The organism is Bacillus halotolerans, assembly GCF_004006435.1.
In the GTDB taxonomy this organism is placed as follows: domain Bacteria; phylum Bacillota; class Bacilli; order Bacillales; family Bacillaceae; genus Bacillus; species Bacillus halotolerans.
The window spans coordinates 2,083,427-2,108,700 of sequence record NZ_CP029364.1; the positions used below are offsets into that span (position 1 = coordinate 2,083,427).

At 45.1% G+C, this 25,274-nt stretch carries 27 protein-coding genes and 4 tRNA genes; 25 read left to right on the forward strand and 6 right to left on the reverse strand.

All coding sequences use genetic code 11. The features are described from left to right. Positions 1–36: 36 nt before the first annotated feature. Positions 37–177: a YycC family protein gene (locus DIC78_RS10650; RefSeq protein WP_003242786.1), complete on the reverse strand. Its 141-nt coding sequence runs from the start codon at positions 175–177 to the stop codon at positions 37–39. Between the two features lie 120 nt (positions 178–297). On the opposite strand from DIC78_RS10650, the gene DIC78_RS10655 reads away from it, so the two are divergent. Further along, positions 298–501 (forward strand): hypothetical protein, encoded by a 204-nt coding sequence (locus tag DIC78_RS10655; RefSeq protein ID WP_059335329.1) that lies wholly within the window; start codon positions 298–300, stop codon positions 499–501. Between the two features lie 49 nt (positions 502–550). Here DIC78_RS10655 and DIC78_RS10660 read toward each other — a convergent pair whose 3' ends face one another. After that, the gene (locus DIC78_RS10660; protein WP_038954329.1) at positions 551–751 is read right to left on the reverse strand and encodes a DUF2188 domain-containing protein; all 201 of its coding nucleotides are present in this window, start codon (positions 749–751) and stop codon (positions 551–553) included. 170 nt (positions 752–921) lie between these two features. On the opposite strand from DIC78_RS10660, the gene dnaB reads away from it, so the two are divergent. From dnaB to htrC, 13 genes are all read left to right on the forward strand, one after another. Next, positions 922–2,286, forward strand: a complete 1,365-nt coding sequence (dnaB, locus tag DIC78_RS10665) for a replicative DNA helicase (RefSeq protein ID WP_010332602.1) — start codon at positions 922–924, stop codon at positions 2,284–2,286. A gap of 119 nt (positions 2,287–2,405) precedes the next feature. Further along, positions 2,406–2,825, forward strand: coding sequence for a VOC family protein (locus DIC78_RS10670; RefSeq protein WP_127696232.1), 420 nt, complete (start codon positions 2,406–2,408; stop codon positions 2,823–2,825). 206 nt (positions 2,826–3,031) lie between these two features. After that, positions 3,032–4,324, forward strand: coding sequence for an adenylosuccinate synthase (purA, locus tag DIC78_RS10675; RefSeq protein WP_101859653.1), 1,293 nt, complete (start codon positions 3,032–3,034; stop codon positions 4,322–4,324). A 222-nt stretch (positions 4,325–4,546) separates the two neighbouring features. Next, positions 4,547–4,622: transfer RNA gene (locus DIC78_RS10680), tRNA-Lys, on the forward strand. Positions 4,623–4,632: 10 nt separating this feature from the next. Continuing rightward, positions 4,633–4,704 (forward strand) — tRNA-Glu (locus tag DIC78_RS10685). 82 nt (positions 4,705–4,786) lie between these two features. Continuing rightward, positions 4,787–4,863 (forward strand) — tRNA-Asp (locus tag DIC78_RS10690). A gap of 35 nt (positions 4,864–4,898) precedes the next feature. Then, positions 4,899–4,971: transfer RNA gene (locus tag DIC78_RS10695), tRNA-Phe, on the forward strand. Between the two features lie 383 nt (positions 4,972–5,354). Beyond that, the gene (walR, locus tag DIC78_RS10700) at positions 5,355–6,062 is read left to right on the forward strand and encodes a cell wall metabolism DNA-binding response regulator WalR (protein WP_010332599.1); all 708 of its coding nucleotides are present in this window, start codon (positions 5,355–5,357) and stop codon (positions 6,060–6,062) included. 6 nt (positions 6,063–6,068) lie between these two features. Further along, entirely contained in the window at positions 6,069–7,904 is a 1,836-nt protein-coding gene (walK, locus tag DIC78_RS10705) for a cell wall metabolism sensor histidine kinase WalK (protein WP_127696234.1), read from the forward strand. Beyond that, positions 7,894–9,261: a WalRK two-component regulatory system regulator WalH gene (gene yycH, locus DIC78_RS10710; protein WP_106019951.1), complete on the forward strand. Its 1,368-nt coding sequence runs from the start codon at positions 7,894–7,896 to the stop codon at positions 9,259–9,261. The genes walK and yycH overlap by 11 nt, the downstream gene beginning before the upstream one ends. Then, positions 9,248–10,093 carry a WalRK two-component regulatory system regulator WalI gene (locus DIC78_RS10715; protein WP_024123516.1) on the forward strand — a complete coding sequence of 282 codons (846 nt, stop codon included), beginning with the start codon at positions 9,248–9,250 and terminating at the stop codon, positions 10,091–10,093. The genes yycH and DIC78_RS10715 overlap by 14 nt, the downstream gene beginning before the upstream one ends. 14 nt (positions 10,094–10,107) lie before the next feature. Beyond that, positions 10,108–10,902, forward strand: a complete 795-nt coding sequence (locus tag DIC78_RS10720) for an MBL fold metallo-hydrolase (protein ID WP_024123515.1) — start codon at positions 10,108–10,110, stop codon at positions 10,900–10,902. An 81-nt stretch (positions 10,903–10,983) separates the two neighbouring features. Then, positions 10,984–12,183 (forward strand): serine protease HtrC, encoded by a 1,200-nt coding sequence (gene htrC, locus DIC78_RS10725; RefSeq protein ID WP_106019881.1) that lies wholly within the window; start codon positions 10,984–10,986, stop codon positions 12,181–12,183. A gap of 485 nt (positions 12,184–12,668) precedes the next feature. Here the strand turns inward: htrC and rocR are convergent, their stop codons facing one another. Beyond that, positions 12,669–14,051, reverse strand: a complete 1,383-nt coding sequence (gene rocR, locus DIC78_RS10735; protein WP_127696236.1) for an arginine utilization regulatory protein RocR — start codon at positions 14,049–14,051, stop codon at positions 12,669–12,671. 240 nt (positions 14,052–14,291) lie between these two features. Here rocR and rocD point away from each other — a divergent pair, with 240 nt between their 5' ends. The 3 genes from rocD to rocF all read left to right on the forward strand — a co-directional run bounded on the left by rocD (position 14,292) and on the right by rocF (position 18,089). Next, positions 14,292–15,497, forward strand: coding sequence for an ornithine aminotransferase (gene rocD / locus DIC78_RS10740; RefSeq protein WP_010332590.1), 1,206 nt, complete (start codon positions 14,292–14,294; stop codon positions 15,495–15,497). Between the two features lie 223 nt (positions 15,498–15,720). Further along, positions 15,721–17,124, forward strand: coding sequence for an amino acid permease (locus DIC78_RS10745; protein ID WP_095712589.1), 1,404 nt, complete (start codon positions 15,721–15,723; stop codon positions 17,122–17,124). Between the two features lie 74 nt (positions 17,125–17,198). Beyond that, the gene (rocF, locus tag DIC78_RS10750; protein WP_127696238.1) at positions 17,199–18,089 is read left to right on the forward strand and encodes an arginase; all 891 of its coding nucleotides are present in this window, start codon (positions 17,199–17,201) and stop codon (positions 18,087–18,089) included. Positions 18,090–18,129: 40 nt separating this feature from the next. On the opposite strand, the gene DIC78_RS10755 is transcribed toward rocF, so the two are convergent. Further along, positions 18,130–18,246 (reverse strand): Phr family secreted Rap phosphatase inhibitor, encoded by a 117-nt coding sequence (locus DIC78_RS10755; protein ID WP_010332587.1) that lies wholly within the window; start codon positions 18,244–18,246, stop codon positions 18,130–18,132. Next, positions 18,247–19,344, reverse strand: coding sequence for a response regulator aspartate phosphatase RapG (rapG, locus tag DIC78_RS10760; protein ID WP_127696240.1), 1,098 nt, complete (start codon positions 19,342–19,344; stop codon positions 18,247–18,249). Between the two features lie 109 nt (positions 19,345–19,453). Here rapG and DIC78_RS10765 point away from each other — a divergent pair, with 109 nt between their 5' ends. The 6 genes from DIC78_RS10765 (at position 19,454) to fdhA (ending at position 23,904) form a co-directional block, all read left to right on the forward strand. Beyond that, positions 19,454–19,924: a GNAT family N-acetyltransferase gene (locus DIC78_RS10765; protein WP_127696242.1), complete on the forward strand. Its 471-nt coding sequence runs from the start codon at positions 19,454–19,456 to the stop codon at positions 19,922–19,924. Positions 19,925–20,073: 149 nt separating this feature from the next. Beyond that, the gene (locus DIC78_RS10770) at positions 20,074–20,811 is read left to right on the forward strand and encodes a YiiX/YebB-like N1pC/P60 family cysteine hydrolase (protein WP_127696244.1); all 738 of its coding nucleotides are present in this window, start codon (positions 20,074–20,076) and stop codon (positions 20,809–20,811) included. A gap of 9 nt (positions 20,812–20,820) precedes the next feature. After that, on the forward strand, positions 20,821–21,984 hold the full coding sequence (locus DIC78_RS10775) for a hypothetical protein (RefSeq protein ID WP_127696246.1): 1,164 nt from the start codon (positions 20,821–20,823) through the stop codon (positions 21,982–21,984). 18 nt (positions 21,985–22,002) lie between these two features. Further along, on the forward strand, positions 22,003–22,251 hold the full coding sequence (locus tag DIC78_RS10780; protein ID WP_101859660.1) for a DUF2651 family protein: 249 nt from the start codon (positions 22,003–22,005) through the stop codon (positions 22,249–22,251). 193 nt (positions 22,252–22,444) lie between these two features. Beyond that, the gene (locus tag DIC78_RS21580) at positions 22,445–22,615 is read left to right on the forward strand and encodes a hypothetical protein (protein ID WP_024123503.1); all 171 of its coding nucleotides are present in this window, start codon (positions 22,445–22,447) and stop codon (positions 22,613–22,615) included. Between the two features lie 62 nt (positions 22,616–22,677). Next, complete coding sequence (fdhA, locus tag DIC78_RS10785) at positions 22,678–23,904, forward strand: formaldehyde dehydrogenase, glutathione-independent (protein ID WP_127696248.1); 1,227 nt, start codon at positions 22,678–22,680, stop codon at positions 23,902–23,904. 33 nt (positions 23,905–23,937) lie between these two features. Here fdhA and DIC78_RS10790 read toward each other — a convergent pair whose 3' ends face one another. After that, on the reverse strand, positions 23,938–24,351 hold the full coding sequence (locus tag DIC78_RS10790; protein ID WP_127696250.1) for a hypothetical protein: 414 nt from the start codon (positions 24,349–24,351) through the stop codon (positions 23,938–23,940). Positions 24,352–24,535: 184 nt separating this feature from the next. On the opposite strand from DIC78_RS10790, the gene DIC78_RS10795 reads away from it, so the two are divergent. Beyond that, positions 24,536–24,706 (forward strand): CxxH/CxxC protein, encoded by a 171-nt coding sequence (locus tag DIC78_RS10795; RefSeq protein WP_003236479.1) that lies wholly within the window; start codon positions 24,536–24,538, stop codon positions 24,704–24,706. A gap of 80 nt (positions 24,707–24,786) precedes the next feature. Then, entirely contained in the window at positions 24,787–25,266 is a 480-nt protein-coding gene (gene rlmH / locus DIC78_RS10800; protein ID WP_127696252.1) for a 23S rRNA (pseudouridine(1915)-N(3))-methyltransferase RlmH, read from the forward strand. Positions 25,267–25,274: the final 8 nt, after the last annotated feature.

The following is a 25,274-nucleotide window of genomic DNA, read 5'->3' on the forward strand; positions in this document are numbered from 1 at the left end:
CATTCCGATACATGTAAGCAAGTATGCGAGTGCAGGTTATGATTTGTCCTCTTTCTGCAATTCAGCCATTTTGGCAAGCAGAATATGTTGAGGCATATGCATGATCTGTTCAAGCGGCAGATTCAAAGACTCTGCAAGCTTTTGTGCAGTTTCAGCAGAAATTTGCAAAGGTCTCACAAAGATCCCTCCTCTCTTTTGTCCATTGTACAAGAATCAGATGTGAAACGTAAGAAGATATCACAAAGGGATGGTGCATTCGGAAAATGCCCCTTATAAAAGAGATAAGGAGGGTTCATCATGAACAAACCGTTATCATTATTAAAACAAATGCTGTATGAGCATCAGATAGACACAGAGAAAGCTGTCACATTGGAAGAATATATTGCATTGCGGCATAAGCTTCAGGAGCTGATGGGGAAATTTGCTTCCTTTGAAGAGTGGGAGCTGTATCAAAAGGCGGCGGATCTCATGATGCGTATTGGATTCAAATGGATGGAATAGCGTGGTACGCGCTAAAAAAAGCCCCGCGGCAGCGAAGGCTTTCAGTTTGTTAGAAAGAGAGTTCGTCTTCCACATTTTTATGCTGGTCATAAATCACAAGCTTTGCCGGGCTGTTCTCTTTGGCTACCTGCTTCGCTTTTTCAATAGCGGCGTCTTTTGAGGTGTATAAAGCTGTAGGCGCCACATTCTCCACTTTGATAAACCAGCCGTCCGCATCGACGTTGGGTGTTACGGCGTATTTTTTCAGCATCATTCATTCCTCCCTCAAGTTTTATCAGTTTTTTTCCCAGCCTGGCACTGTCCGAAACTATCCAATCTGCTGACTGAAAAAAATGGGAAACAAAGAATTTTTCTATTTTTTTTCTGGATAAATGGTAAAATGGAGTTTGGAGATTTTTTAATGAGAGGACGGTGCTTAGCATGACAGACCTTCTGAATGATCGGCTGCCGCCGCAAAATATAGAAGCCGAACAAGCCGTGTTAGGCGCTATTTTTTTACAGCCGTCTGCTTTAACACTGGCTTCAGAGGTATTGATTCCAGATGATTTCTATAGAATGTCCCACCAAAAAATTTATAATGCGATGCTGGTGCTCGGAGACCGCGGTGAACCGGTTGATTTAGTTACGGTGACGTCAGAGCTTGCCAACACGGACCTGCTGGAAGAAGTGGGAGGCATATCGTATCTGACTGATATCGCAAACTCGGTGCCGACAGCGGCTAACATAGAATATTACGCAAAGATCGTTGAGGAAAAATCAATTCTTCGCCGGTTAATCAGAACAGCGACAACAATCGCTCAGGACGGATATACCCGCGAGGACGAGGTCGAAGATTTACTCAGTGAAGCGGAAAAAACGATTATGGAAGTGGCGCAGCGCAAAAATACAAGCGCCTTCCAAAATATCAAGGATGTCCTTGTTCAGACGTATGATAACATCGAGCAGCTTCACAATCGAAAAGGCGATATTACCGGGATTCCGACAGGGTTTTCTGAGCTTGATCGGATGACTGCCGGATTCCAGCGAAATGACTTGATTATTGTGGCTGCCCGTCCGTCAGTTGGGAAAACGGCCTTTGCCTTGAATATCGCGCAAAACGTAGCGACGAAGACCGACGAGAGTGTAGCCATTTTCAGTCTTGAGATGGGTGCCGAGCAGCTCGTTATGCGTATGCTTTGTGCCGAGGGAAATATCAATGCCCAAAACCTTCGTACAGGAAATCTGACAGAAGAGGATTGGGGAAAGCTGACGATGGCGATGGGAAGCCTGTCCAACAGCGGAATTTATATCGATGACACACCGGGTATCCGTGTCAGTGAAATCCGTGCCAAATGCCGCCGTTTGAAGCAGGAAAGCGGTCTTGGCATGATTTTGATCGATTACCTGCAATTGATCCAGGGAAGCGGCCGTTCAAAAGATAACCGTCAGCAGGAAGTATCAGAAATTTCCCGTGAACTGAAATCGATCGCCAGGGAGCTTCAAGTCCCTGTTATCGCGCTTTCTCAGCTTTCGCGTGGCGTTGAGCAGCGTCAGGATAAACGTCCGATGATGTCTGATATCCGTGAATCAGGAAGTATTGAGCAGGATGCGGATATTGTCGCGTTCCTTTATCGTGATGACTACTATGACAAAGAAACTGAGAACAAAAACATTATCGAAATCATTATTGCCAAACAGCGTAACGGCCCGGTAGGAACCGTGTCTCTTGCGTTCGTAAAAGAATACAATAAATTCGTCAACCTGGAACGGCGTTTTGACGACGCAGGTGTTCCGCCCGGTGCGTAAACCCCAAGAGCTTCTTCTTGGGGTTTTTTTCATCCAAAAGACGGAGGAGAAACCAGCCACTTAGCTGATGTAAAAATGAAAACGTTTTAATAAAATGAGACAAAAAGGAGAGGGTAACAATGAGAAAGCGTTTTTCACAATTTCATGCCGCACAAATTAGGATAGCAAGACCTACGGGCCGGCTTGATCAGATCATTCGCTTTTATGAAGAAGGGCTGGGCTTAAAACGAATTGGTAAAATTCATCAGCATAATGGGTTTGACGGAGTCATGTTTGGCCTCCCGCATACCGATTACCACTTGGAATTCACCCAGCATGACGAGGAAAGAACAGCCCCCGTTCCCCACCCAGACAGCCTGCTCGTCTTTTATGTGCCGAGCGAAGAAGAAATCAAAGCCATCACTGTAAAATTAAAAAACATGGGCTATCAGGAGGCTGAACCTGAGAACCCGTACTGGAGTCATGGAGGGGTGACGATAGAGGATCCAGACGGCTGGCGGATCGTGTTCATGAACACAAAAGGGATTTCAGGCAAGTAATCCTTTCTCCTGCTAAAGGATAAAAGTTTCATGAGCTTTTCAAGGCAAATCTTTAAGAAAACGCTTCTAAAGTCAATTAAAGCGAACGAATTTGGATTTACAAGAATTTAATGTTCGGATTTACAATTGACTTTCTGTTTCTTCACTGATAAACTTGATTTGTTTGAATAGAATCGTTTTTGAAAGGTTAACGGAGGTGCACGGACATGTCTTCAGTAGTTGTAGTAGGTACGCAATGGGGCGATGAAGGGAAAGGTAAAATCACAGATTTCCTGTCAGAAAATGCAGAAGTGATCGCCCGTTATCAAGGCGGAAATAACGCAGGGCACACCATCAAGTTTGACGGAGTCACATACAAGCTTCACTTAATCCCGTCTGGAATTTTCTATAAAGATAAGACGTGTGTGATCGGAAACGGAATGGTTGTAGATCCAAAAGCATTAGTCACAGAGCTTGCGTATCTTCATGAGCGCAACGTCAGTACAGATAACCTGAGAATCAGCAACAGAGCTCACGTCATTCTGCCGTATCATTTGAAGTTGGATGAAGTGGAAGAAGAGCGAAAAGGAGCAAACAAGATCGGCACAACGAAAAAAGGAATCGGCCCTGCTTATATGGATAAAGCAGCCCGAATCGGCATTCGTATCGCAGACTTGTTGGATCGTGACGCGTTTGCGGAGAAACTCGAACGCAATCTTGAAGAAAAAAACCGTCTGCTTGAGAAAATGTACGAGACAGAAGGATTTAAAATAGAAGATATCTTAGATGAGTATTATGAATACGGACAGCAGATTAAGAAATATGTCTGCGATACATCCGTTGTTTTAAATGATGCGCTTGATGAAGGACGCCGCGTGTTATTTGAAGGCGCACAAGGGGTTATGCTTGATATCGATCAAGGAACATACCCATTTGTTACGTCATCTAACCCGGTTGCCGGCGGTGTCACCATCGGTTCAGGTGTCGGCCCGACAAAAATAAAGCACGTAGTCGGTGTCTCAAAAGCCTATACGACTCGTGTCGGCGATGGTCCTTTCCCGACTGAGCTGAAAGACGAAATCGGCGATCAAATCCGTGAAGTCGGACGTGAATACGGAACAACAACAGGCCGCCCGCGCCGTGTCGGCTGGTTTGACAGTGTCGTTGTCCGCCACGCCCGCCGTGTCAGCGGAATCACAGATCTTTCATTGAACTCAATTGACGTGTTAACAGGTATTGAAACACTGAAAATTTGTGTGGCTTACCGTTACAAAGGAGAAGTCATCGAAGAGTTCCCTGCAAGCCTTAAAGCACTTGCAGAATGTGAACCGGTTTATGAAGAAATGCCAGGCTGGACTGAGGATATCACAGGTGCGAAGAGCCTTAGCGAGCTTCCGGAAAACGCGCGCCACTATCTTGAGCGTGTGTCTCAGCTGACAGGCATTCCGCTTTCTATTTTCTCTGTCGGTCCAGACCGTTCACAGACAAATGTCCTTCGCAGCGTGTACCGTGCGAACTAAGCAGAATACCCGCAAGCCCCTGTTTTCAGGGGCTTGTTTTTTGTTTGAAAACTGCAGATAAGTTGGTCTGAGAAAAAAATATGAAAAAAAACCAAAAAAGTTATTGCCACTTCTATTTGTTCGTGATATTATAAATCTCGTTGTTACGGAAACTGCTTCAATAGAGTACAAGATGAGAACTTGATCCAAGTCGTTTGCTCTATGAAAAATCCGGCATCTTAAGAGCCATTAGCTCAGTTGGTAGAGCATCTGACTTTTAATCAGAGGGTCGAAGGTTCGAGTCCTTCATGGCTCACCATTTTTGTGAAGGCCCGTTGGTCAAGCGGTTAAGACACCGCCCTTTCACGGCGGTAACACGGGTTCGAATCCCGTACGGGTCATTGATTTACTTTAGCGTTATTGCTAAATTCCTTATTTGTCTGCGAGAGTTGACACGACAGCTCTCCAGACAAATTACTGTAAGGTCCGGTAGTTCAGTTGGTTAGAATGCCTGCCTGTCACGCAGGAGGTCGCGGGTTCGAGTCCCGTCCGGACCGCCATTTTACTTTACTTAGTAGAGAAAAATAAATGATTTGGCTCGGTAGCTCAGTTGGTAGAGCAACGGACTGAAAATCCGTGTGTCGGCGGTTCGATTCCGTCCCGAGCCACTTACCAAACGCATCTGCAATCGTAGGTGCGTTTTTTCTTTATAAAAAAGATAAACATGCGGAGTGTTATAATAGAAGAAAAAGGGAGAACCGGCCCTGCGGCCGGTTCAAAGAAGAAGACGTCAATGAAATGACGCACGCAGGTGAGGGGAGGTTTCATTTAAATTATCTTTTTTAAGAAAAGTTGAAAAACATGACAAAAGATAAACAACTGGTGGATGAAGGTGAAAAATGTGTTTTTTTCTAAACCTTTATTTTTTTTATCTTTTGACCTTAAACCGTTATAATAGACAAGGACCCATTGTTCTATTTGGGCCATAAGTGATGTAACGAATGTGATATAGATGAAATGAAGACCATTCGGCAGGAGGAAATCAAAAATGATGGATAAAAAGATCCTTGTAGTAGATGATGAAAAACCGATTGCAGATATATTAGAATTTAACTTAAGAAAAGAGGGCTATGAAGTGCATTGCGCCTATGACGGAAATGAAGCCGTTGAAATGGTGGAAGAGCTTCAGCCTGATTTAATTCTTTTAGATATTATGCTTCCGAATAAAGACGGCGTTGAAGTATGCCGTGAAGTCAGAAAGAAATACGATATGCCTATCATTATGCTGACGGCTAAGGATTCAGAAATTGATAAGGTCATCGGGCTTGAAATCGGCGCGGATGACTATGTTACGAAACCATTCAGCACACGAGAGCTTTTAGCCCGTGTGAAAGCGAACTTGCGCCGCCAGCTGACAACAGCGCCAGCGGAGGAAGAATCATCTTCCAACGACATTCATATCGGCTCCCTCGTGATCTTCCCTGACGCGTATGTAGTGTCTAAAAGAGATGAAACGATCGAATTGACCCATCGTGAGTTCGAATTGCTGCATTACCTGGCAAAACACATCGGTCAAGTCATGACACGTGAGCACTTGCTGCAAACAGTCTGGGGCTACGATTACTTTGGGGATGTCAGAACGGTTGACGTAACAGTGCGCCGCCTTCGTGAAAAAATTGAGGACAACCCGAGCCATCCAAATTGGATTGTCACACGCCGCGGCGTCGGTTATTACTTGAGAAACCCAGAACAGGACTAATGCCCAATGAATAAGGTTGGTTTTTTTCGGTCGATCCAATTTAAGATTACCTTGATTTATGTGCTTTTGATTATCATCGCGATGCAAGTCATTGGTGTGTATTTTGTCAATCAGGTAGAGAAGTCGCTGATTACCTCTTATGAACAATCGCTTAATCAGCGAATCGACAACCTTTCTTATTATATTGAGCAGGAATATAAGAGTGATAATGACAGCACCGTCATTAAGGATGATGTCAGCCGTATTTTGAATGACTTTACGAAGAGTGATGAGATTCGGGAAATTAGTTTTGTTGATAAAAGCTATGAAGTGGTAGGCTCTTCAAGGCCATATGGAGAAGAAGTTGCAGGGAAACAAACGACGGATCTCATTTTCAAAAGAATTTTTTCTACGAAACAGTCTTATTCGAGAAAATATTATGACCCGAAAAGCAAAATAAGAGTCCTCATTTCCGCAAAGCCCGTTACGACTGAAAACCAAGAGGTTGTCGGAGCGATTTATGTAGTAGCGAGCATGGAAGATGTCTTTGGCCAAATGAAGACCATCAACACGATACTGGCCTCCGGCACTGGCTTGGCCCTCGTTTTGACAGCCCTTCTCGGTATTTTTCTGGCCAGAACCATTACCCACCCGCTTTCAGATATGAGGAAGCAGGCAATGGAGCTTGCGAAAGGAAATTTCTCCAGGAAGGTTAGAAAGTACGGACATGATGAAATTGGACAGCTCGCCACAACGTTTAATCACTTAACGAGAGAGCTTGAAGATGCTCAGGCAATGACAGAGGGTGAACGCAGAAAGCTTTCCTCTGTTATTGCCTATATGACGGATGGCGTTATTGCCACAAACCGAAACGGCGCGATTATTCTCTTGAACAGCCCGGCGCTGGAGCTGCTGAACGTTTCACGTGAAACAGCCTTAGAAATGCCGATTACAAGCTTGTTGGGGATTCAAGAGAATTATACTTTTGAAGATTTAGTCGAACAGCAGGACTCTATGCTGCTCGAAATTGAGCGCGACGATGAATTGACAGTGCTTCGTGTCAATTTCTCCGTGATTCAAAGGGAGCATGGCAAAATCGACGGTTTAATTGCTGTCATTTACGATGTAACCGAGCAGGAGAAAATTGACCAGGAACGCAGAGAGTTTGTAGCGAATGTATCACACGAGCTGCGGACGCCGCTTACGACCATGCGCAGTTATTTAGAGGCATTAGCGGAAGGCGCGTGGGAAAATAAAGACATTGCACCGCGTTTCCTAATGGTGACGCAGAATGAAACAGAGCGGATGATTCGGCTTGTAAACGATTTGCTTCAGCTTTCTAAGTTTGACAGCAAGGATTATCAATTTAATCGTGAGTGGATTCAAATCGTCCGATTTATGTCGCTCATTATTGATCGTTTTGAAATGACGAAGGAGCAGCATGTGGAATTTATCCGCAATCTGCCGGACAGAAACCTGTATGTGGAGATTGACCAGGATAAAATTACGCAGGTGCTCGATAATATTATATCCAACGCTTTAAAATACTCGCCTGAAGGCGGACATGTCACCTTCTCGATTGACGTAAATGAAGAGGAAGAACTTCTCTATATCAGCGTTAAGGATGAAGGGATCGGGATTCCGAAAAAGGATGTCGAAAAAGTCTTTGACCGCTTCTACAGGGTTGATAAAGCGAGAACGAGAAAGCTCGGCGGGACCGGTCTGGGACTTGCTATTGCCAGGGAAATGGTTCAGGCGCACGGCGGAGAGATTTGGGCAGACAGTGTAGAAGGAAAAGGCACAACGATAACTTTTACTCTTCCATATAAAGAGGAACAAGAGGATGATTGGGATGAAGCGTGAAAATATAAAAACAATATTACTTACGGTACTCGTCGTCATCAGTCTTGTTTTCACATGGAGCATATGGACATTTCAGCCTAATTTTTCTGAAGACTCGTCATCAGCAGAGTCTATGGTGCGTGAGAAGCATAAAATTGAAAAAAATACCCAAAAGCTGTCTGAAACGGTAAAACCGCGGGAAATGTTTATTCATGATGACGGGGCTCATTATAAGGTCGATGATGAAACGCTTTATGATGAAGTCTGGTCAGATTTGCCGCATTGGGATGTAAAAGGCATTAAAGATATATCGGATCAATATGATAAGGCCGGATTTAAGAGCTGGTTTTATGGAAAAGGCGGTTCTGCTGCCAAGCTTGATCTGCAATTCAGTGACACGATACCTATTGATATTATTCAAACGCTGTTTAAATGGTCCAATCAATCGTTTGAATACAGCTCATTTGATCATATTATGATCCCATTCGATGAAACAAAAACGAATAAGAAGATTTATTTGGTATCTTACAGCAAGCAGCTTATTCTGGAAGTGACGGTTGAATCAGCAAACTACCGGAATATCATGAACGATTTAAAAAACAAAGAATCAAATATGCCTGCGTACAGCTTGTTCTCGATCGGCACAAAGAAAGAGTTTTTGCTGCCGAACAAATCGCTTACGATGGATAAAAAGGAATTTGTCACGGAATCAATTAAAACAAACACTTTTAAACAAGCGCTGTTCAGCGATCCGAGCATTGTAAGAGAAGATTCGAATTATAATAACAGAAATGTACTGACGGACGGCATCAGCCGTTTAGATGTCAGCCTGACCCAGCGGCAGGTTCAATTCCAGCAGCGTAATTTAGTGCAGAGCACTTCGTATCAAACAGGTGAATTAATCAAAAAGAGCCAGAAGTACCTAGAGGATACAGGAAGCTGGACGGATCACTATCAATTTTTTAATATCAACGACAGCCAGCAGCTGAGCTTCTATATCTTTATGGATCAGCTCCCGGTCATTAACAGCATGTCTAAACCGTTTGGCGGAACTTCGGCAATCACCGTCCAATGGGCCAATGACGATATTCTCAGCTATAAACGGCCGAACTACAGTCTTGGGACCAATCCGATTAAAACAAGTGAGACACAGCTGATGAGCGGCAGGGAAGTGAGGGCCCTTCTGTCCAAACAAACGGCGTATGATACGGACAAAATTGATCAGATTTTCCCTGCGTATCAGATGATCTCAACATCAACCAACGATGATCCTCTTGTTGAGCTTGAACCGGTTTGGGCTATGAAAATAAACGGAAAAATGGTGCCGATTACGAAGGAATTATTGACGAAGGAGGGGGCAGACAATGGAGTGGAATAAGACAAAAACAATCTTCATCGTTGCCTTCCTCATTTTAGATATTTTCTTAGGCTATCAGTTTTTTGAGAAGCGATCTAATAGTAAAGAATATGAAGTCATTAAAAATGATGTAGAGCATGACATGAAGGCAGACCATATCACGTATGAAGGTCTGGATAAAGAAGCGATAGAAGGCTATCGGATCACAGCGAATCAAAAAGTCTTCACGAAGGATGATATTGAATCACTCAAGGATCAAAAGCCTATGATGGATATGCCTAGTGATGATCATAAAGTAACGAACCTAAAGATGAAGTTTACGAGCCCGATTGCCCTTTCAAAGAAAAACATAGAGGACGATGCACAGGCGCTTGTGTCTTCTAAAATTCAAGATGGTGAAAAATATAAGCTTTGGAAGGTGGATAAATCTAAAAAAGAAATCATTTACTTCCAAACGTATGAAGGTCATTACATTTATCAGAAGACTGACAACTCCTCTAATATGATCGGACAAGTGATTTTGCACTTAAACGATAAAAACGAGGTTGTGTCATACGAGCAGTCGACGCTTGAAACCTTTAAACAGATTCAGAAGGAAAACTTAATTACTGAGCTTGATGCGGTTGAATTATTGTACTATCAAAATCAATTAAAAGAATACTGCACCATAAAGAGTGTGAAATTCGGCTATGTGGCGCAATATCCGCTGACAAGCACGCAGGTGCTGGCTCCGGTATGGAGAGTTACGGTGGAGTATGATAAAAAAGTGAACGGCGAGAAAAAGAAAGTGCAAGAGTATTTTACTGTGAATGCTTTGGAGAGTACGATTTTAGATACAGACCAATCAAAATAATGGAGTGAACTGAAATGAGCTTGCAATTTAGCGTTCTTGCGAGCGGGAGTACGGGAAATGCGTTTTACCTGGAAACAGAGGATCACGCGTTTTTAGTGGACGCCGGTTTGAGCGGGAAAGCCATGGACGGATTAATGGCGCAAATCGGACGTAAGCTGGATGATGTGGACGGCATTTTTGTGACGCATGAGCATAGTGACCATATTAAAGGCCTCGGCGTCATCGCCAGAAAGTACAAGCTTCCGATCTATGCGAACGAGAAGACGTGGAAGGCGATGGAGAACCAGATCGGCAAAATTGATACCGATCAAAAGTTTGAGTTTCCGATGGAGACGGTGAAGTCGTTTGGCGGACTTGATGTAGAATCGTTTGGCGTCTCTCACGATGCGGCAGAGCCCATGTTTTATGTGTTTCATTGTAATGGGCGCAAGCTCGCGTTAATGACAGATACAGGGTATGTCAGCGACCGGATGAAGGGCATTATCCGCTCGGCGAATGTGTTCGTTTTTGAAAGCAATCATGATGTCGGCATGCTGCAAATGGGAAGATACCCTTGGAGCATTAAGCGGCGGATTTTAAGTGACGTCGGGCACGTTTCAAATGAAGACGCTGCGTTGGCGATGACTGATGTCATCGGCGACGAGACGTCTCGTATCTACCTCGCTCATTTGAGTCAGGACAACAATATGAAAGAGCTGGCCAGAATGTCTGTCCAGCAGACATTGGCTTCCAAAGGATTTGTGACAGGCGAAACATTTGATTTGTTTGATACCGATCCGAAAAAGGCTACTCCGCTTTGCGCTGTATAATTTTTTCTTGTGTAACATGACTATTATAGGAGTTTCTAATCCACAATATAACCATATCAACGTTCTCTGAAAGGATGGAATATGGTGGATTACGAGCGTGAGGAAGAACATAATACTCCTGAACAGCCGAAGAGAAGCAAAAAAGGTTATTTTCTTTCAAGCCTGATCGGGGTGATTGTCGGCGCTGTATTGATGGCGTTTATTATGCCGTACCTTTCAAATGAGGGGTTTGATACGGGCGAGGCGGATCAGCAGCAGACCAACGGCCGGGAATCAATTCGAACAGTGAATGTCAGTGTGAACAACGCTGTCACTCAGATTGTCAGCAATGTGTCGCCAGCTGTTGTCGGCGTCGTAAACATTCAAAAAACAGATATTTGGGGAGAGAGCGGTGAGGCTGGGAGCGGCTCAGGCGTCATCTATAAGAAAAATGACAACTCTGCTTATGTCGTGACCAATCATCATGTGATCGAGGGCGCTTCCCAAATTGAAATCAGTTTAAAAGACGGTTCGCGCGTGTCTGCTGAGCTTGTCGGCAGCGACCAGCTGATGGATCTTGCCGTTTTGCGGGTGAAAAGCGATAAAATCAAAGCTGTCGCTGATTTTGGCAATTCAGATAAAGTGAAATCAGGTGAACCGGTGATTGCGATCGGCAATCCGTTAGGCCTTGAATTTGCAGGTTCTGTCACACAGGGCGTTATATCGGGAACAGAAAGGGCGATTCCGGTAGATTCCAATGATGACGGTCAGCCTGACTGGAATGCAGAGGTGCTGCAAACCGATGCGGCCATTAACCCGGGGAACAGCGGCGGAGCTTTGTTGAATATGGACGGAAAAGTCATTGGCATCAATTCAATGAAAATCGCGGAGTCAGCGGTTGAAGGGATTGGCCTGTCCATTCCATCTAAGCTTGTGATCCCGGTGATAGAGGATTTAGAGAAATACGGCAAAGTGAAGCGTCCGTTCCTTGGAATTGAAATGAAATCGCTAAGCGATATTGCAAGCTACCATTGGGATGAAACACTGAAGCTTCCTAAACATGTGACCAATGGAGCGGTGATAATGGGTGTAGATGCCTTTTCACCTGCCGGAAAAGCGGGACTCAAGGAGCTGGATGTCATCACTGAATTTGACGGGCAAAAAATAAATGATATTGTGGATCTTCGGAAGCGGCTTTATCAGAAAAGAGTCGGTGATCGGGTGAAGGTGACGTTTTACCGCGGCGGAAAAGAAAAATCCGTTGAAGTGAAGCTGTCCTCCGCAGATCAGTTAGGAAGTTAAAAAGCAGTCTGGCACTGATGCCAGGCTGTTTTTTTATGCAAAAAAACGGAACGGGGGTTACGTCCGTTCCGTTTCTAAAAGGATAGATCGAATATGAAGAAACATACAAGATGGATGTTACACGTGAAACAGCATGTAAGGGCTTGTGAGCTGCAAATACTTCCGTTTTCTTTTGACAACGTAGAAGATTTCCCGGTACCTTTGTATTTGTGACCGCAATGCTATGTGCTTTTGCTTTTGTGATGGTTTCTGAACCTGATGCTTCATTACTTTCATGCTGCTGTGGACATTGAAGGTATGAAGTTTGCCATCTTCTCCAAGCGCTTTAATGACATAGACGTATACACCGTCCACTTTCTTCATTTGAGCTGATTGAACAGTCCCTTGGTATTTCCTCCTTATCATCAGATGTAAACTGAAGTGAAAAGTGAAATCGGAAGATGAACGGTTTTTCTGATCCGGCTCTCCTCGGGTAATTAAGATTGTTATTTTGCGTGCAGAGAAAACTTCTTCAGCCGGTATTGCAGGCTTTGTCTGCTGATGCCGAGCTCCTGAGCGGTTTTTGAAATGTTATGGCCGTGTTTTCTAAGGATGTTTTCGATCACATATTTTTCGAAGCTCTCCATTTTTTCTTTCAAATCAGCGGCGGGCTGATGCCCTGCGGGTTCCGGCTTCGAGATGTCTGCCGGCTTGATTTTCATGCGGTATTGATATGGCAGATGGTTGGCCGTAATCGTTTGTTCATCTGTCATGAAATTCATCGCACCCTCGATCATATGCTCAAGTTCGCGAATATTTCCCGGCCAATCATAGGATAAGAAAAATTGCTTCACATCTTCACTGATATGTTCGACAGCCATTTGAAACAGGTGGTTGTTTTTCTGGATGAACTCTGACGCGAGAAGCAAAATGTCCTCTTTGCGTTCCCGAAGCGGCGGGATGATCAGTGTCACGACGCTCAGCCTGTAATACAAGTCCTTGCGCATTCGTTCACCCGCAATGGCATCAATCGGGTCTTCGTTCATCGTGGCGATAATGCGCACGTCAATCGGTGTATCCTTGGTCGAACCAATGCGTCTGATTTTCCGTTCTTGCAGGGCGCGCAGCAATTTTGCCTGCAAGCTCAAATTCAGTGAGTTGATTTCATCTAACAGAAGTGTGCCGCCATGGGCTTGCTCAAACAAGCCAGGCTGGTCAACGGCACCTGTAAACGCGCCTTTTTTCGTACCGAACAGGATGCTTTCCACCAGACTGTCCGGCAGAGCCGCACAGTTTTGAGAAATGAACGGGCCGCTTGATCGGTCGCTGCCGTTATGGATACTTTGTGCGAACAGCTCTTTTCCCGTGCCGGTTTCACCTGCGAGAAGAACCGATGAAGACGTGCGGGTCGCCCGCTTGGCGTTTTCGATGACATCCTGAATCGCCGGACTGGTGCCGAGAATGCTGTCAAATGTGTAAGTCGCATTTCCTTTTTTATGCATATTCTCTCTGATCAGGCGTTCCAGCTTTGTCACGTCCTTGGCAATTTCGACAGCACCTTTGATGTTGCCGTCTTGGACGATCGGATATGTATGATTAATTGTCGTGATTTCCTGGCCTTTATTATTGAAATAGCTTTGCTTTACATTTTTGATCGTTTTGCCTTCCTGTAGGGCTTGCACAAGTGTGCTGTCCTGCTGCTTCGAAAACATAAATACATCCATCAGGTTTTTATTTAAAACGTCCTGCTTCTCCATATCTTCAATTTGCATCATTTTGTTGTTATAAACAATCGTGTTTCCATGCTCGTCCACCACGTGCAGGCCGACATCAATTTCATCCAAAATGCTCTGAAACACTAATGTGAGGAATTCGCTGTCTTTGATCAAAGTATAAACCTCCCTCATTTATTTTCTTAATATTGCTTCTATTTTATAAAAGAATGGAGAGGATATGCAAAAGAATTTTGCACTATATGAAAATCTCGCTCAAAATATCTGAATATTTTTGCACCCTTGCCTCGAATATTGTAGAAAATACACGAATGTGCGAGTTGGCACGAAACTTGCATTTATAAAAAGGGAAAGCAGGATATAGTGTTGAAACAGAAAACAAGGGGGAATTCAAATATGCCAGCTTTATCAAAATCCAAAGAAATTATTGATCAGACGTCTCATTACGGTGCCAACAATTATCATCCACTGCCGATTGTTATTTCTGAAGCGCTGGGTGCTTGGGTAAAGGACCCGGAAGGCAATGAATATATGGATATGCTGAGTGCTTATTCTGCGGTGAATCAGGGGCACAGACATCCGAAGATCATTCAGGCGTTAAAGGATCAGGCTGATAAAATTACGCTGACGTCTCGCGCGTTTCACAACGATCAGCTCGGACCGTTTTACGAAAAGGCGGCTAAGCTGACGGGCAAAGAAATGATTCTGCCGATGAATACGGGGGCTGAAGCGGTTGAGTCTGCGGTGAAAGCAGCGAGACGCTGGGCTTATGAAGTGAAGGGCGTGGCGGACAATCAGGCGGAGATCATTGCGTGCGTCGGAAATTTCCATGGCCGGACGATGCTGGCGGTTTCTCTTTCTTCTGAAGAAGAGTATAAAAGAGGGTTCGGCCCGATGCTTCCGGGAATCAAATTAATCCCTTACGGAGATGCGGAAGCGCTGCGCCAGGCGATTACGCCAAACACAGCGGCATTCTTATTTGAACCGATTCAAGGCGAAGCGGGCATTGTGATTCCGCCTGAAGGATTTTTGCAGGAAGCGGCGGCAATTTGTAAGGAAGAAAATGTGCTGTTGATTGCCGATGAAATTCAGACGGGTCTCGGACGTACAGGTAAGACATTCGCTTGTGACTGGGATGGCATTAATCCTGATATGTACATTTTGGGGAAAGCGCTTGGCGGCGGTGTGTTCCCGATCTCATGCATTGCGGCGGACCGCGACGTTTTAGGCGTGTTTAACCCGGGCTCACACGGCTCCACATTTGGCGGAAATCCGCTGGCATGTGCGGTGTCCATCGCCTCACTGGAAGTGCTGGAAGATGAAAAGCTGGCGGAGCGTTCTCTTGAGCTTGGCGAGTATTTTAAACAAGAGCTGGAGAGCATTGATAACCCAATCATTAAAGAAGTCCGCGGCAGAGGGCTGTTTATCGGTGTGGAACTGACGGAAGCGGCGCGTCCGTATTGTGAGCGTTTAAAAGATGAAGGGCTTTTATGCAAGGAAACGCATGATACCGTCATTCGTTTTGCCCCTCCATTAATCATTTCCAAAAAGGATTTGGATTGGGCGATTGAAAAAATTAAGCATGTGCTGCAAAAGGCATAAATCCGCATCATGGCGGGATATTCACTTCGTTTGTATAAATTTACAACAGAAAAATTAGCACTCCCTATTTGCTCAGCTACAGTATTTTAGTATAATGTATCTTTATGAGAAGAAGTGAATTTCATATTAAATAGATAGAGACTCTTTGGACAGCAAACTGGGATACGCACCATGTAGATGTTCCAGCTTAGATCCAATACAAGTTGCTGAAGGGGTGCAGAATGTGAATACGAACCAAGATAACGGAAATCAGCTCCAGCGGACAATGAAATCTCGCCACTTGTTTATGATTTCATTGGGCGGAGTGATCGGAACCGGTTTCTTCTTGGGAACCGGGTTTACCATTAACCAAGCGGGACCGCTCGGCGCGGTTCTGTCTTATTTAGTGGGCGGCTTTATCATGTTTTTGACCATGCTCTGCTTAGGGGAGCTTGCGGTCGCCTTTCCTGTATCGGGGTCCTTCCAGACCTATGCGACAAAATTTATCAGCCCGGCCTTTGGGTTTGCGTTCGGCTGGCTGTACTGGCTCGGCTGGGCAGTTACATGCGCAATAGAATTTTTGTCAGCGGGGCAGCTGATGCTCCGCTGGTTTCCGCACGTTGATGTCTGGATTTGGTGTCTGGTCTTTGCGGCCCTAATGTTTACCTTAAATGCAATAACCGCGAAAGCCTTTGCAGAATCTGAATTTTGGTTTTCCGGCATTAAAATATTGATTATCCTTTTATTTATTATTCTCGGCGGAGCCGCTATGTTCGGCTTCATTGACCTAAAAGGCGGAGAGCAAGCGCCGTTTCTGACGCATTTTTATGAAGATGGGTTATTCCCGAACGGCATAAAGGCAATATTGATAACGATGATTACCGTGAACTTCGCATTCCAGGGAACTGAGCTGATCGGGGTTGCAGCCGGAGAAAGTGAAAACCCTGAAAAAACGATTCCGCGGTCCATCAAACAGACAGTATGGAGAACACTTGTCTTCTTTGTTCTTTCAATCATTGTCATTGCCGGCATGATTCCGTGGAAACAGGCGGGTGTTGTGGAAAGTCCGTTTGTTGCCGTATTTGAGCAAATCGGAATTCCATATGCCGCTGATATCATGAACTTTGTTATTTTAATTGCGCTGCTATCCGTTGCAAACTCAGGTTTATACGCATCGACTCGTATCCTGTACGCGATGGCGAATGAAGGACAGGCCTTCAAAGCGCTAGGCAAAACAAATAAAAGAGGTGTGCCGCTGAACGCGTTAATTGTAACGATGGCTGTGGCCTGCCTGTCGCTTCTGTCAAAAGTAGCGGCGGCCGAAACCGTGTATATGGTGCTTCTATCCTTGGCGGGCATGAGCGCGCAAGTCGGCTGGATCGCGATATCGCTTTCCCAAATCAGGTTCAGACGAAAATATATCCGTGAAGGCGGCAAGATAGAAGATCTGAAATTTAAAACACCGCTATATCCGGTACTTCCGCTGATCGGCCTGACGTTAAATACAGTCGTTCTCATCAGTCTCGCGTTTGATCCGGAGCAGCGTATCGCGCTGTATTGCGGAGTACCGTTTATGGTCATTTGCTACATCATTTATCATGTCGTCATTAAAAAACGCAAGCAGGCAAATCGTCAGCTAGAGCTTTAAAAACGTTGTCCGCAAGTCATCTTTGTTAGAACCCGCATAAGGACATTATCTTATATGTTGAGGTGGAATCACAGATGGATAAAACGATTTCGGTTATTGGAATGCCAATGGATTTAGGACAAGCACGACGCGGAGTGGACATGGGACCAAGTGCCATCCGATATGCCCATTTGATTGAGAGGCTGTCAGAAATGGGTTATACGGTTGAAGATCTCGGTGACATTCCGATCAGCCGTGAAAAGATCAAAAACGATGAAGAACTGAAAAACCTAAATTCCGTACTGGCAGGAAACGAAAAGCTCGCTCAAAAGGTGAACACCGTAATTGAAGAGAAAAAATTCCCGCTTGTCTTGGGCGGCGATCACAGTATCGCGATCGGCACGCTCGCAGGTACAGCGAAGCATTACGATAAGCTCGGCGTCATCTGGTATGACGCACACGGTGACCTGAATACGCTTGAAACATCACCTTCAGGCAATATTCACGGCATGCCGCTGGCCGTCAGCCTTGGCATCGGACACGAGTCACTGGTGAACCTTGAAGGATATGCGCCTAAAATCAAACCGGAAAATGTTGTCATTATCGGCGCCCGGTCACTTGATGAAGGAGAGCGCCAGTATATTAAGGAAAGCGGCATGAAGGTGTACACCATGCACGAAATCGACCGCCTCGGCATGACAAAGGTGATCGAAGAAACCCTTGATTATTTATCAGACTGCGACGGCGTCCATCTCAGCCTCGATCTGGACGGACTTGATCCAAACGACGCACCGGGTGTCGGAACCCCTGTCGTCGGCGGCATCAGCTACCGCGAAAGCCACCTGGCTATGGAAATGCTGTATGATGCAGGCATCATTACCTCAGCTGAATTTGTTGAGGTCAACCCGATCCTTGATCATGAAAACAAAACCGGAAGAACAGCGGTAGAGCTAGTAGAATCCCTGCTAGGGAAGAAATTGCTGTAGACATGTGAAAACCCCCGCATCCCAGCGGGGGTTTTCTTTATTATCCAATCATTTTCTCAGCGACTTTCATCTCTTGTGAGTGTGATTGATGATCTGCAATAAACCAGCCGGATAAAATCACTGCTGCAACGCCTGCGCCAATTAGAAACTTTTTCATTTACATAACCTCCGTTTGTTTAATGAGTTCCTCAATCTGTAATGCTTCATAAAAAAAGTGGGCAGCTTCTTTGTAAAGCTCGTTTTCCCTATACCGTTCGCCAGCCAAAATGGAAAGTTCTCTTACACTGTCGTATTCTCTTTCCGACATCAACACATCCATATGTTCTTTGCATAAGTGAAACGTTTCCGCATGACCTCCTTCTGCGTAAATGGCATATAAAATATCAATTTTTGCCTCACATATCTTATTCGGCTCAGTATTTAATTTTTCCTTCAAATTTTGGTAATAAGCTAGGGCCTGTTCTTTCTTTTCGGTCTTAAACAGCTCTCGTATCAGCAAGTAAACAGAATGATAGTAATAGGCAGATCGGGCGTACTCTTCATTCTGTAACGCCTCTTCTAATTTTGAGATCGCCTCGTCTGATTTGCCGCTTTGGGCATGGAGAAGTCCAAAGTTATGTAAAAGCTGGGCTTCAAAAAAATGGTCCTCTAATTCTCTCGTCATGCGAATGGCTTCATCCAAATAAGTTTCCGCCTCTTCAAACTGGTTCATCTCGGTAAAATTGCCTGACATCGTAATTAATGCGGAGGCGAGTTTCTTTTTGTAATCCGTTTCTTCTCTGAACGTTTTGACCGCTTGCCTTGTATGGTTGAGAGACACCATATTTTGTCCCAGCTTATAATAGAGCTTGCCGACCTTCAGATGAAATTCGGCTTTTTCGATCGGATCGGGGATGTTGCTGAGATACTGCTCCGCTTCTTTATAGAGCCCGATGGCAATTTCGTAATTATTTTTATAGGCTTCATACATGCCTTCAAACAGAAAAAAGTAATATTTCAGCATGTCTGACGTAGCATTCATATGAGGAGACTCCTCATGCTCAAAGCCCAGCCCTCTCGCTTCATGAAGCAATACTTTATGGCGCAATTCTAATAAGGAGAAGTAGGCAAGCACCTCCTGATCCTCTTCCATATCATCCAATAAAGGCTTCACTTCTTCAAAGATACGGGCGGACTCTTCAACTTCATGTTTCTTGATCGCAAGGTACCAATCGTTGAGCATGTTAGCGATTTCTGCGGGTGCAATCTTATTCATTTGAAACTCCCTTCTCTATTCATTTATCAATCTATTTGCTTATCTTGATAGTAACACCTCTTTCTATTTTATGTAAAATCCTCTAGTCAATAAATAAAGGAGAAGCTATATGACCATCACGCTAACCCCCATGCAGATCGAAGATTTTCGAACCTATCTGACATACACGACTAAGCATTATGCAAAAGAAAAGATAAAGGCAGGATCGTGGCTCCCTGAAGAGGCCATGCTTTTGTCCAAACAGACTTTTTCTGATTTGCTTCCGAATGGGCTGCACACGCATCATCACCATTTGTGGAGTATTATCCTGAACGGTAAGGAAACAGCTGGCTGGCTCTGGATTCACGCAGAACCGGAACACCCGCAGCAGGAAGCGTTTATTTACGATTTCGGGCTGTATGAATCATATCGGGGAAAAGGTTTCGCGAAGCAAGCCTTGAACGCACTGGATGAGATGGCGGGAAACATGGGCATTCGAAAGCTGTCTCTCCACGTATTCGCTCACAATGAGACAGCAAGGCGGCTGTATGAGCAAACTGGATTTCAGGAGACTGATGTGATCATGAGTAAGAAGCTCTAGGTCTGGGGAAGGCCTTTTTTTGTGAGACAACCTTCCTGTAAATGATTTCTAAAAATTCTGTAAATCACCTAGCTACCTTCCACATTTCCCTAATATAATGTTGATAAAGGAAATCATCTTTCCTAACACACATGAAAAGAGGAGATGTTATGAGTATTAAGGGAAAAATGTTTATTATTTTGGTAGCGCTTACAATTAGCGGCGGCCTGTTTATTTCTCCCGTCAAAGCTGTAAAGGCCACGAACTATGCTGAAGAAATTGCAGCGCTTCAGCCAGGCACGACCTCAGAAGAAATCACAAAATCCGCCAGCCAGATTGCCAAACAGCAGCGCGTAAAGACCGATGTCATTCTCAAACAGTTTTACAATGAAATCACCGCCGATAAAGCAGAAGGAGACCGGCTCGCCAAGGAAAGCGGCATGTCCATGATGGGCGGCTCATCCGGTACGAAAAAACTTCCCACAAGCTCGAAAGGAAACATCTACTACACCAACTCCTACACAGCCTACTACAACCATGGCCACGTCGGCATGTACTCCGCCGCTGACAAAATTGTTGAATCTGTTCCAAGCGACGGCGTCAGACAAATTGCTTATAATGCCAGAGACGTGGAAGACAACTCCATCGTACAAACAGTCAACGTCACCTCATCTAACAAAACATCCGCTGCCGACTGGGCGGTATCAAGAGTCGGCGACCCATACTCATTTAACTTCGTCAATAACAGAAATACCGGCCATGACGGCGCCAAAAACTGTTCGAAGCTCCTATGGTCTGCATTTTTGCTCAAAGCCGGCATTGATATCGACAGCAATAAAGGGTTAGGCGTTTACCCGCGCGACATCACAAGTTCTTCCTATACGACAACCGTCATGACGATTCATTAAGGAGCGGATATGAAAAAGTGGATGATCACCATCGCCTTGCTGATGCTCGCAGGAATCGCATTAGTTGTCTTCGTTTCCCCTCTCAAAAGCCATATAGCCGTGAGTCAGCAGGATCTCCGAGACCCTGATTTTCTGAACGACAAAGAAGTCCTGCTGTATTTCTCAACCTCAGCGGATCAAGATGCATTCGGAGGCGGGAAAAGCTATGCCCTGTTTATCAGCCAAGACGGTTCGCTGTCGTCATTTAAGATGAAGGGCCTTGAGCTGGGCTCAGCCAAGGTTCACGGCGACAGTGTGATGCTGGAGGACAAACACACGATTTTCACGATCAAAGACGGCCTGAGCTCCCATAAAAGAGCCTATCAGCACACTGGAGACAGCGCAGGCTTTCTGCAAAATACGGATGGTTTTTATACCCTATACAATTCCGGCTACGACAAAAAGGGAGACGGGTACCGCTCAGAGCTGTACCGCCAGATGAACGGAGAGTGGAAAAAAGACGTCATTCCTTACTACATCCGAGCCTCCGGTTTTCACGGTGGCGCCATTTACGCACTTGTCCCGACAGACGACGAGAAAGGCTATCAGCTCCTTCAGATTCAGGCCGATCAAAAGAAGCTTACCTATCACGCCATCACGGAATGGCAGTATCGGGAAGGAGCCTCAATCGAGTCTCAGCTTGCTGCGGACGATCAAGCTGTATATGTGATGGTTCGGGGGCAAAAAGCCAGCAATCTCTATCAAATGGTGAAAATCAATAAGAAAAACGGCAAGGTGAAGCTTTACAATATCGCCGAATACAAAAACGACGAGCAAACAATATACAGCTCTATGCCATTCAGCTTTAAAAAAAGCTTTTTCTCGTATCACGGGTCCCTGTATTTCATTGACGGCTTCGGAAAGGTATACAAGATCGATGCAAAGACAGGAAAAAGCCGGATTGCCTTCGCCCTTTCCCCAGAAAAAATGAAGGCCGATTTTAAAGAAATCACACAAAAAGGCAGCAGCCTCTATTTCTTCACATATACCTACAACCAGCCTGCATACATTGAACAATACAGCCTGAAAACCGGAAAGAAACTGAAGGAAAAAGAGATCGGGAAGGTAAAGGAGATTGTGGCGCCGAAGAGTCATTTGAAGCTGTATGATTTTGAGGTGATGAAGGATCTTTAAGGTGAAGGGGGTTCCGACTTGGGAGCCGTTATACTGCTTATCGTTTTTGTTTTTCCGATGATGTCAGGCGTAATTGGTGCAGCGGGTTATTTCATATGGAAGAAAGTTTGGATTGGTCCGCTCATCGTCTTTATTGCGAGTTTGATATTGTTGTTTACGTTAGCCTCTGGCAACAGTTCATTCATGTTTTGGGTTGTGCTTTATACTGCAATTGCGTTAGCAGCCAGTGTTGTCACATTATTTCTCAGGAAATTATTATTCAACTGACCGCTGTTTATGAAGAGACTTGTGAAGTCTCTTTTTTTTGTTGTGCAATTTGATACATATCAAATAGAACGTTGTCCAGCCTCCATCTAAACGAGGTTCAAAACTATAAATCTCGAATGGCCTTTTCAAGCAAACAGGTGTTAATTACTGTAAAATGAATATATAAAATGGATGCAGATAAAGGAGGAAGCATATGCGCACCAAACGGGTCATTCTTCTGGCAGTTATCATCGGCATCATCTCGGCGGTTGTTGTGTTCCTGTTGAATGGAGGAAAATTGGACTGGTTTGACCTCATCGGAACCATTATCGGCTGCTTTCTTGGCATATTTGTTGTTGTAAGAATACAGAAAAAGCAGGCGTGAAAAAGGGAAAGGGTCATGCCGAACCGAAGTCATGTTCAAGGACGCAAAGTCCAAAGACATGAATGGGAGGAATGGCGTTGACAGGAAACAAAGCGGTTGTGTACAAAGGCAAAGGAAACGTGGCGGTGGAGGATATCGGCTATCCGGAGTTAATCTTGAGGGACGGGCCCGGCGTTCCGAAGGCGAATGTAAACCGGAAATGTGAGCACGGGGTGATTTTGAAGGTGATTACCACAAACATTTGCGGAAGCGATCAGCACATGGTCAGAGGTCGCACAACGGCCCCTGACGGCTTGGTGCTCGGGCATGAAATTACGGGAGAAGTCATTGAAACGGGGCGGGATGTTGAATTTATCAAAAAAGGCGATATTGTTTCCGTTCCTTTCAACATTGCCTGCGGACGCTGTGTGATGTGCAGAACGCAGAAAACGCATGTGTGCCTGAATGTCAATCCGGACCGGCCGGGATCGGCTTACGGTTACGTCGATATGGGCGGCTGGGTCGGCGGCCAGTCTGAATACGTCATGGTGCCGTACGCTGATTTTCAGCTGTTGGTATTCCCGGATAAAGAAAAGGCGTTGGAGAAAATTCTTGATTTAACCATGCTGTCCGACATTTTTCCGACCGGTTTCCACGGGGCGTACACAGCGGGTGTGCAAACGGGATCGACTGTCTATATCGCAGGAGCGGGACCTGTCGGCTTAGCCGCCGCGCACTCCGCCCAGCTCCTTGGCGCTTCCACAGTGATTGTAGGCGATTTGAATGAAGACAGACTGGCACAGGCCAGAAGCTTTGGCTGTGAAACGGTCAACGTGCAAAAACACGACCGCCTCGGCGAACAAATTGAACAAATACTAGGTGAACCAACCGTTGATGCCGCAGTGGACTGTGTCGGCTTTGAAGCATCCGGACACGGCAGCCAAGGAGAAGCGCCGGCCGCCGTACTGAACTCGATCATGGATGTCACCCAGGTCGGAGGAAGTCTCGGTATTCCAGGCTTATACGTGACCGAAGATCCCGGTGCAAAGGATGCGGACGCCAAAACAGGCTCTTTAAAAATCCGCTTTGGACTCGGCTGGGCCAAAGCCCACACCTTCGTCACCGGGCAAACACCCGCTATGACATACAACCGCAACTTGATGAAAGCGATCCTCAGCGGCAGGGCGCAAATCGCAAAAGCCGTCAACGCCACTGTCATTTCTTTGGACGACGCGCCAAAAGGATACAGCGACTTTGACAAAGGAGCGGCGAAGAAATTTGTGATTGATCCGCATGGAATGCTGAAGTAAGAAGAAAAGCCGGGCGTTCTCGGAACGCCGGCTTTATTGCTGATAATCTGTTTCTTCAAAGCTATTTCCTGATTCGTCTTGGACAATTAAATCCCCTTCGATTTTATCCAGTCCAATCAGAATATAAGGGTTCTTCTCATTTGCTTTTAGAGCAGGTTTTCGCTTCACAGTTACAATCGTTTCTTTAGTCGAGAATTTGACGTCTGACACCACAAGCTTCTTATCCTTCTCGCTGCTTCTGAGAGACACCACGACCATTTTTTTGCCTTCTGATATAGTGAAGACTTGATATCCTTTTACGTCATCATGCATTTGAAGATAATTAGCGTATAATTCTAGCTCTGAACCGCCTTCACCGATCCGCTCCTTCTCTAACACCCAATAAGACGGCTGACACCCAGCAAGCAGCAACATGATCACAAAAAGCCAAACCCATCTGAAGCGCACATGCAGACCTCCCCAAACATCGGTTACATCCAAACTAACATACGAGCGAAATAGAGTCATCAACAGCTTGTTTGTCGATTTGTGGATAAAACTCAGCCCGAAGCACTACTAACATGTGAATAAATAGGTTATATTGGGAAGAGAATATTTGCAAAAATGCAAGAAACCATCGGAGGATTTGAACATGAAACAAACGTATTATTCCTGTGAAGAACACATCGAAACCGTGCTGGATATGTACATAGACGACCACGAGCTGCCGCCCGAAATCAGAAAAATCGAACATACTAACAGTTTATCCACAGCCTGTGAATTATGTGGAGACCCCGCAGTATATATAGTGGGGAACGAATGATCTTACACAAAATACAGAAAAGATATCCACAATTGTGGACAACATATATGAATAACTTGTTTTTAAAGTGGGGATGACCTGTGAATATCAATATTGTGACAATCGGAAAACTAAAAGAAAAATACCTCAAGCAAGGCATTGAAGAATACACCAAACGACTTTCGGCCTACGCAAAAATCGACATCATCGAACTCCCGGACGAAAAAGCGCCGGAAAACCTAAGCGATCAGGACATGAAAATCATAAAAGACAAAGAAGGCGACCGCATCCTATCAAAAATCAGCCCCGACACCCACGTCATCGCCCTCGCCATCGAAGGAAAAATGAAAACATCCGAAGAACTAGCCGATACAATAGATAAGCTGGCTACTTATGGAAAAAGCAAAGTCACCTTCGTCATCGGCGGATCACTCGGATTGAGTGACGCGGTGATGAAGCGAGCGGATGAAAAGTTGTCGTTTTCGAAAATGACGTTTCCTCATCAGTTGATGCGTCTCATACTAGTCGAGCAGATTTATCGGTCTTTTCGGATTAATCGTGGGGAGCCTTATCATAAGTGAATGAGGTT

What these genes read in the sequence shown, in the direction of transcription:
- DIC78_RS10655 (WP_059335329.1), top strand. Translation starts at nt 298, where the DNA reads ATGAACAAACCGTTATCATTATTAAAACAAATGCTGTATGAGCATCAG.
- walR (WP_010332599.1), top strand. Translation starts at nt 5,355, where the DNA reads ATGGATAAAAAGATCCTTGTAGTAGATGATGAAAAACCGATTGCAGAT.
- yycH (WP_106019951.1), top strand. Translation starts at nt 7,894, where the DNA reads ATGAAGCGTGAAAATATAAAAACAATATTACTTACGGTACTCGTCGTC.
- DIC78_RS10795 (WP_003236479.1), top strand. Translation starts at nt 24,536, where the DNA reads ATGAAACAAACGTATTATTCCTGTGAAGAACACATCGAAACCGTGCTG.
- rocD (WP_010332590.1), top strand. Translation starts at nt 14,292, where the DNA reads ATGCCAGCTTTATCAAAATCCAAAGAAATTATTGATCAGACGTCTCAT.
- fdhA (WP_127696248.1), top strand. Translation starts at nt 22,678, where the DNA reads ATGGGAGGAATGGCGTTGACAGGAAACAAAGCGGTTGTGTACAAAGGC.
- DIC78_RS10660 (WP_038954329.1), bottom strand. Translation starts at nt 751, where the DNA reads ATGCTGAAAAAATACGCCGTAACACCCAACGTCGATGCGGACGGCTGG.
- rocF (WP_127696238.1), top strand. Translation starts at nt 17,199, where the DNA reads ATGGATAAAACGATTTCGGTTATTGGAATGCCAATGGATTTAGGACAA.
- purA (WP_101859653.1), top strand. Translation starts at nt 3,032, where the DNA reads ATGTCTTCAGTAGTTGTAGTAGGTACGCAATGGGGCGATGAAGGGAAA.
- DIC78_RS10770 (WP_127696244.1), top strand. Translation starts at nt 20,074, where the DNA reads ATGAGTATTAAGGGAAAAATGTTTATTATTTTGGTAGCGCTTACAATT.
- DIC78_RS21580 (WP_024123503.1), top strand. Translation starts at nt 22,445, where the DNA reads ATGCGCACCAAACGGGTCATTCTTCTGGCAGTTATCATCGGCATCATC.
- DIC78_RS10715 (WP_024123516.1), top strand. Translation starts at nt 9,248, where the DNA reads ATGGAGTGGAATAAGACAAAAACAATCTTCATCGTTGCCTTCCTCATT.
- DIC78_RS10775 (WP_127696246.1), top strand. Translation starts at nt 20,821, where the DNA reads ATGAAAAAGTGGATGATCACCATCGCCTTGCTGATGCTCGCAGGAATC.
- DIC78_RS10755 (WP_010332587.1), bottom strand. Translation starts at nt 18,246, where the DNA reads ATGAAAAAGTTTCTAATTGGCGCAGGCGTTGCAGCAGTGATTTTATCC.
- rapG (WP_127696240.1), bottom strand. Translation starts at nt 19,344, where the DNA reads ATGAATAAGATTGCACCCGCAGAAATCGCTAACATGCTCAACGATTGG.
- dnaB (WP_010332602.1), top strand. Translation starts at nt 922, where the DNA reads ATGACAGACCTTCTGAATGATCGGCTGCCGCCGCAAAATATAGAAGCC.
- walK (WP_127696234.1), top strand. Translation starts at nt 6,069, where the DNA reads ATGAATAAGGTTGGTTTTTTTCGGTCGATCCAATTTAAGATTACCTTG.
- DIC78_RS10670 (WP_127696232.1), top strand. Translation starts at nt 2,406, where the DNA reads ATGAGAAAGCGTTTTTCACAATTTCATGCCGCACAAATTAGGATAGCA.
- DIC78_RS10720 (WP_024123515.1), top strand. Translation starts at nt 10,108, where the DNA reads ATGAGCTTGCAATTTAGCGTTCTTGCGAGCGGGAGTACGGGAAATGCG.
- htrC (WP_106019881.1), top strand. Translation starts at nt 10,984, where the DNA reads ATGGTGGATTACGAGCGTGAGGAAGAACATAATACTCCTGAACAGCCG.
- DIC78_RS10765 (WP_127696242.1), top strand. Translation starts at nt 19,454, where the DNA reads ATGACCATCACGCTAACCCCCATGCAGATCGAAGATTTTCGAACCTAT.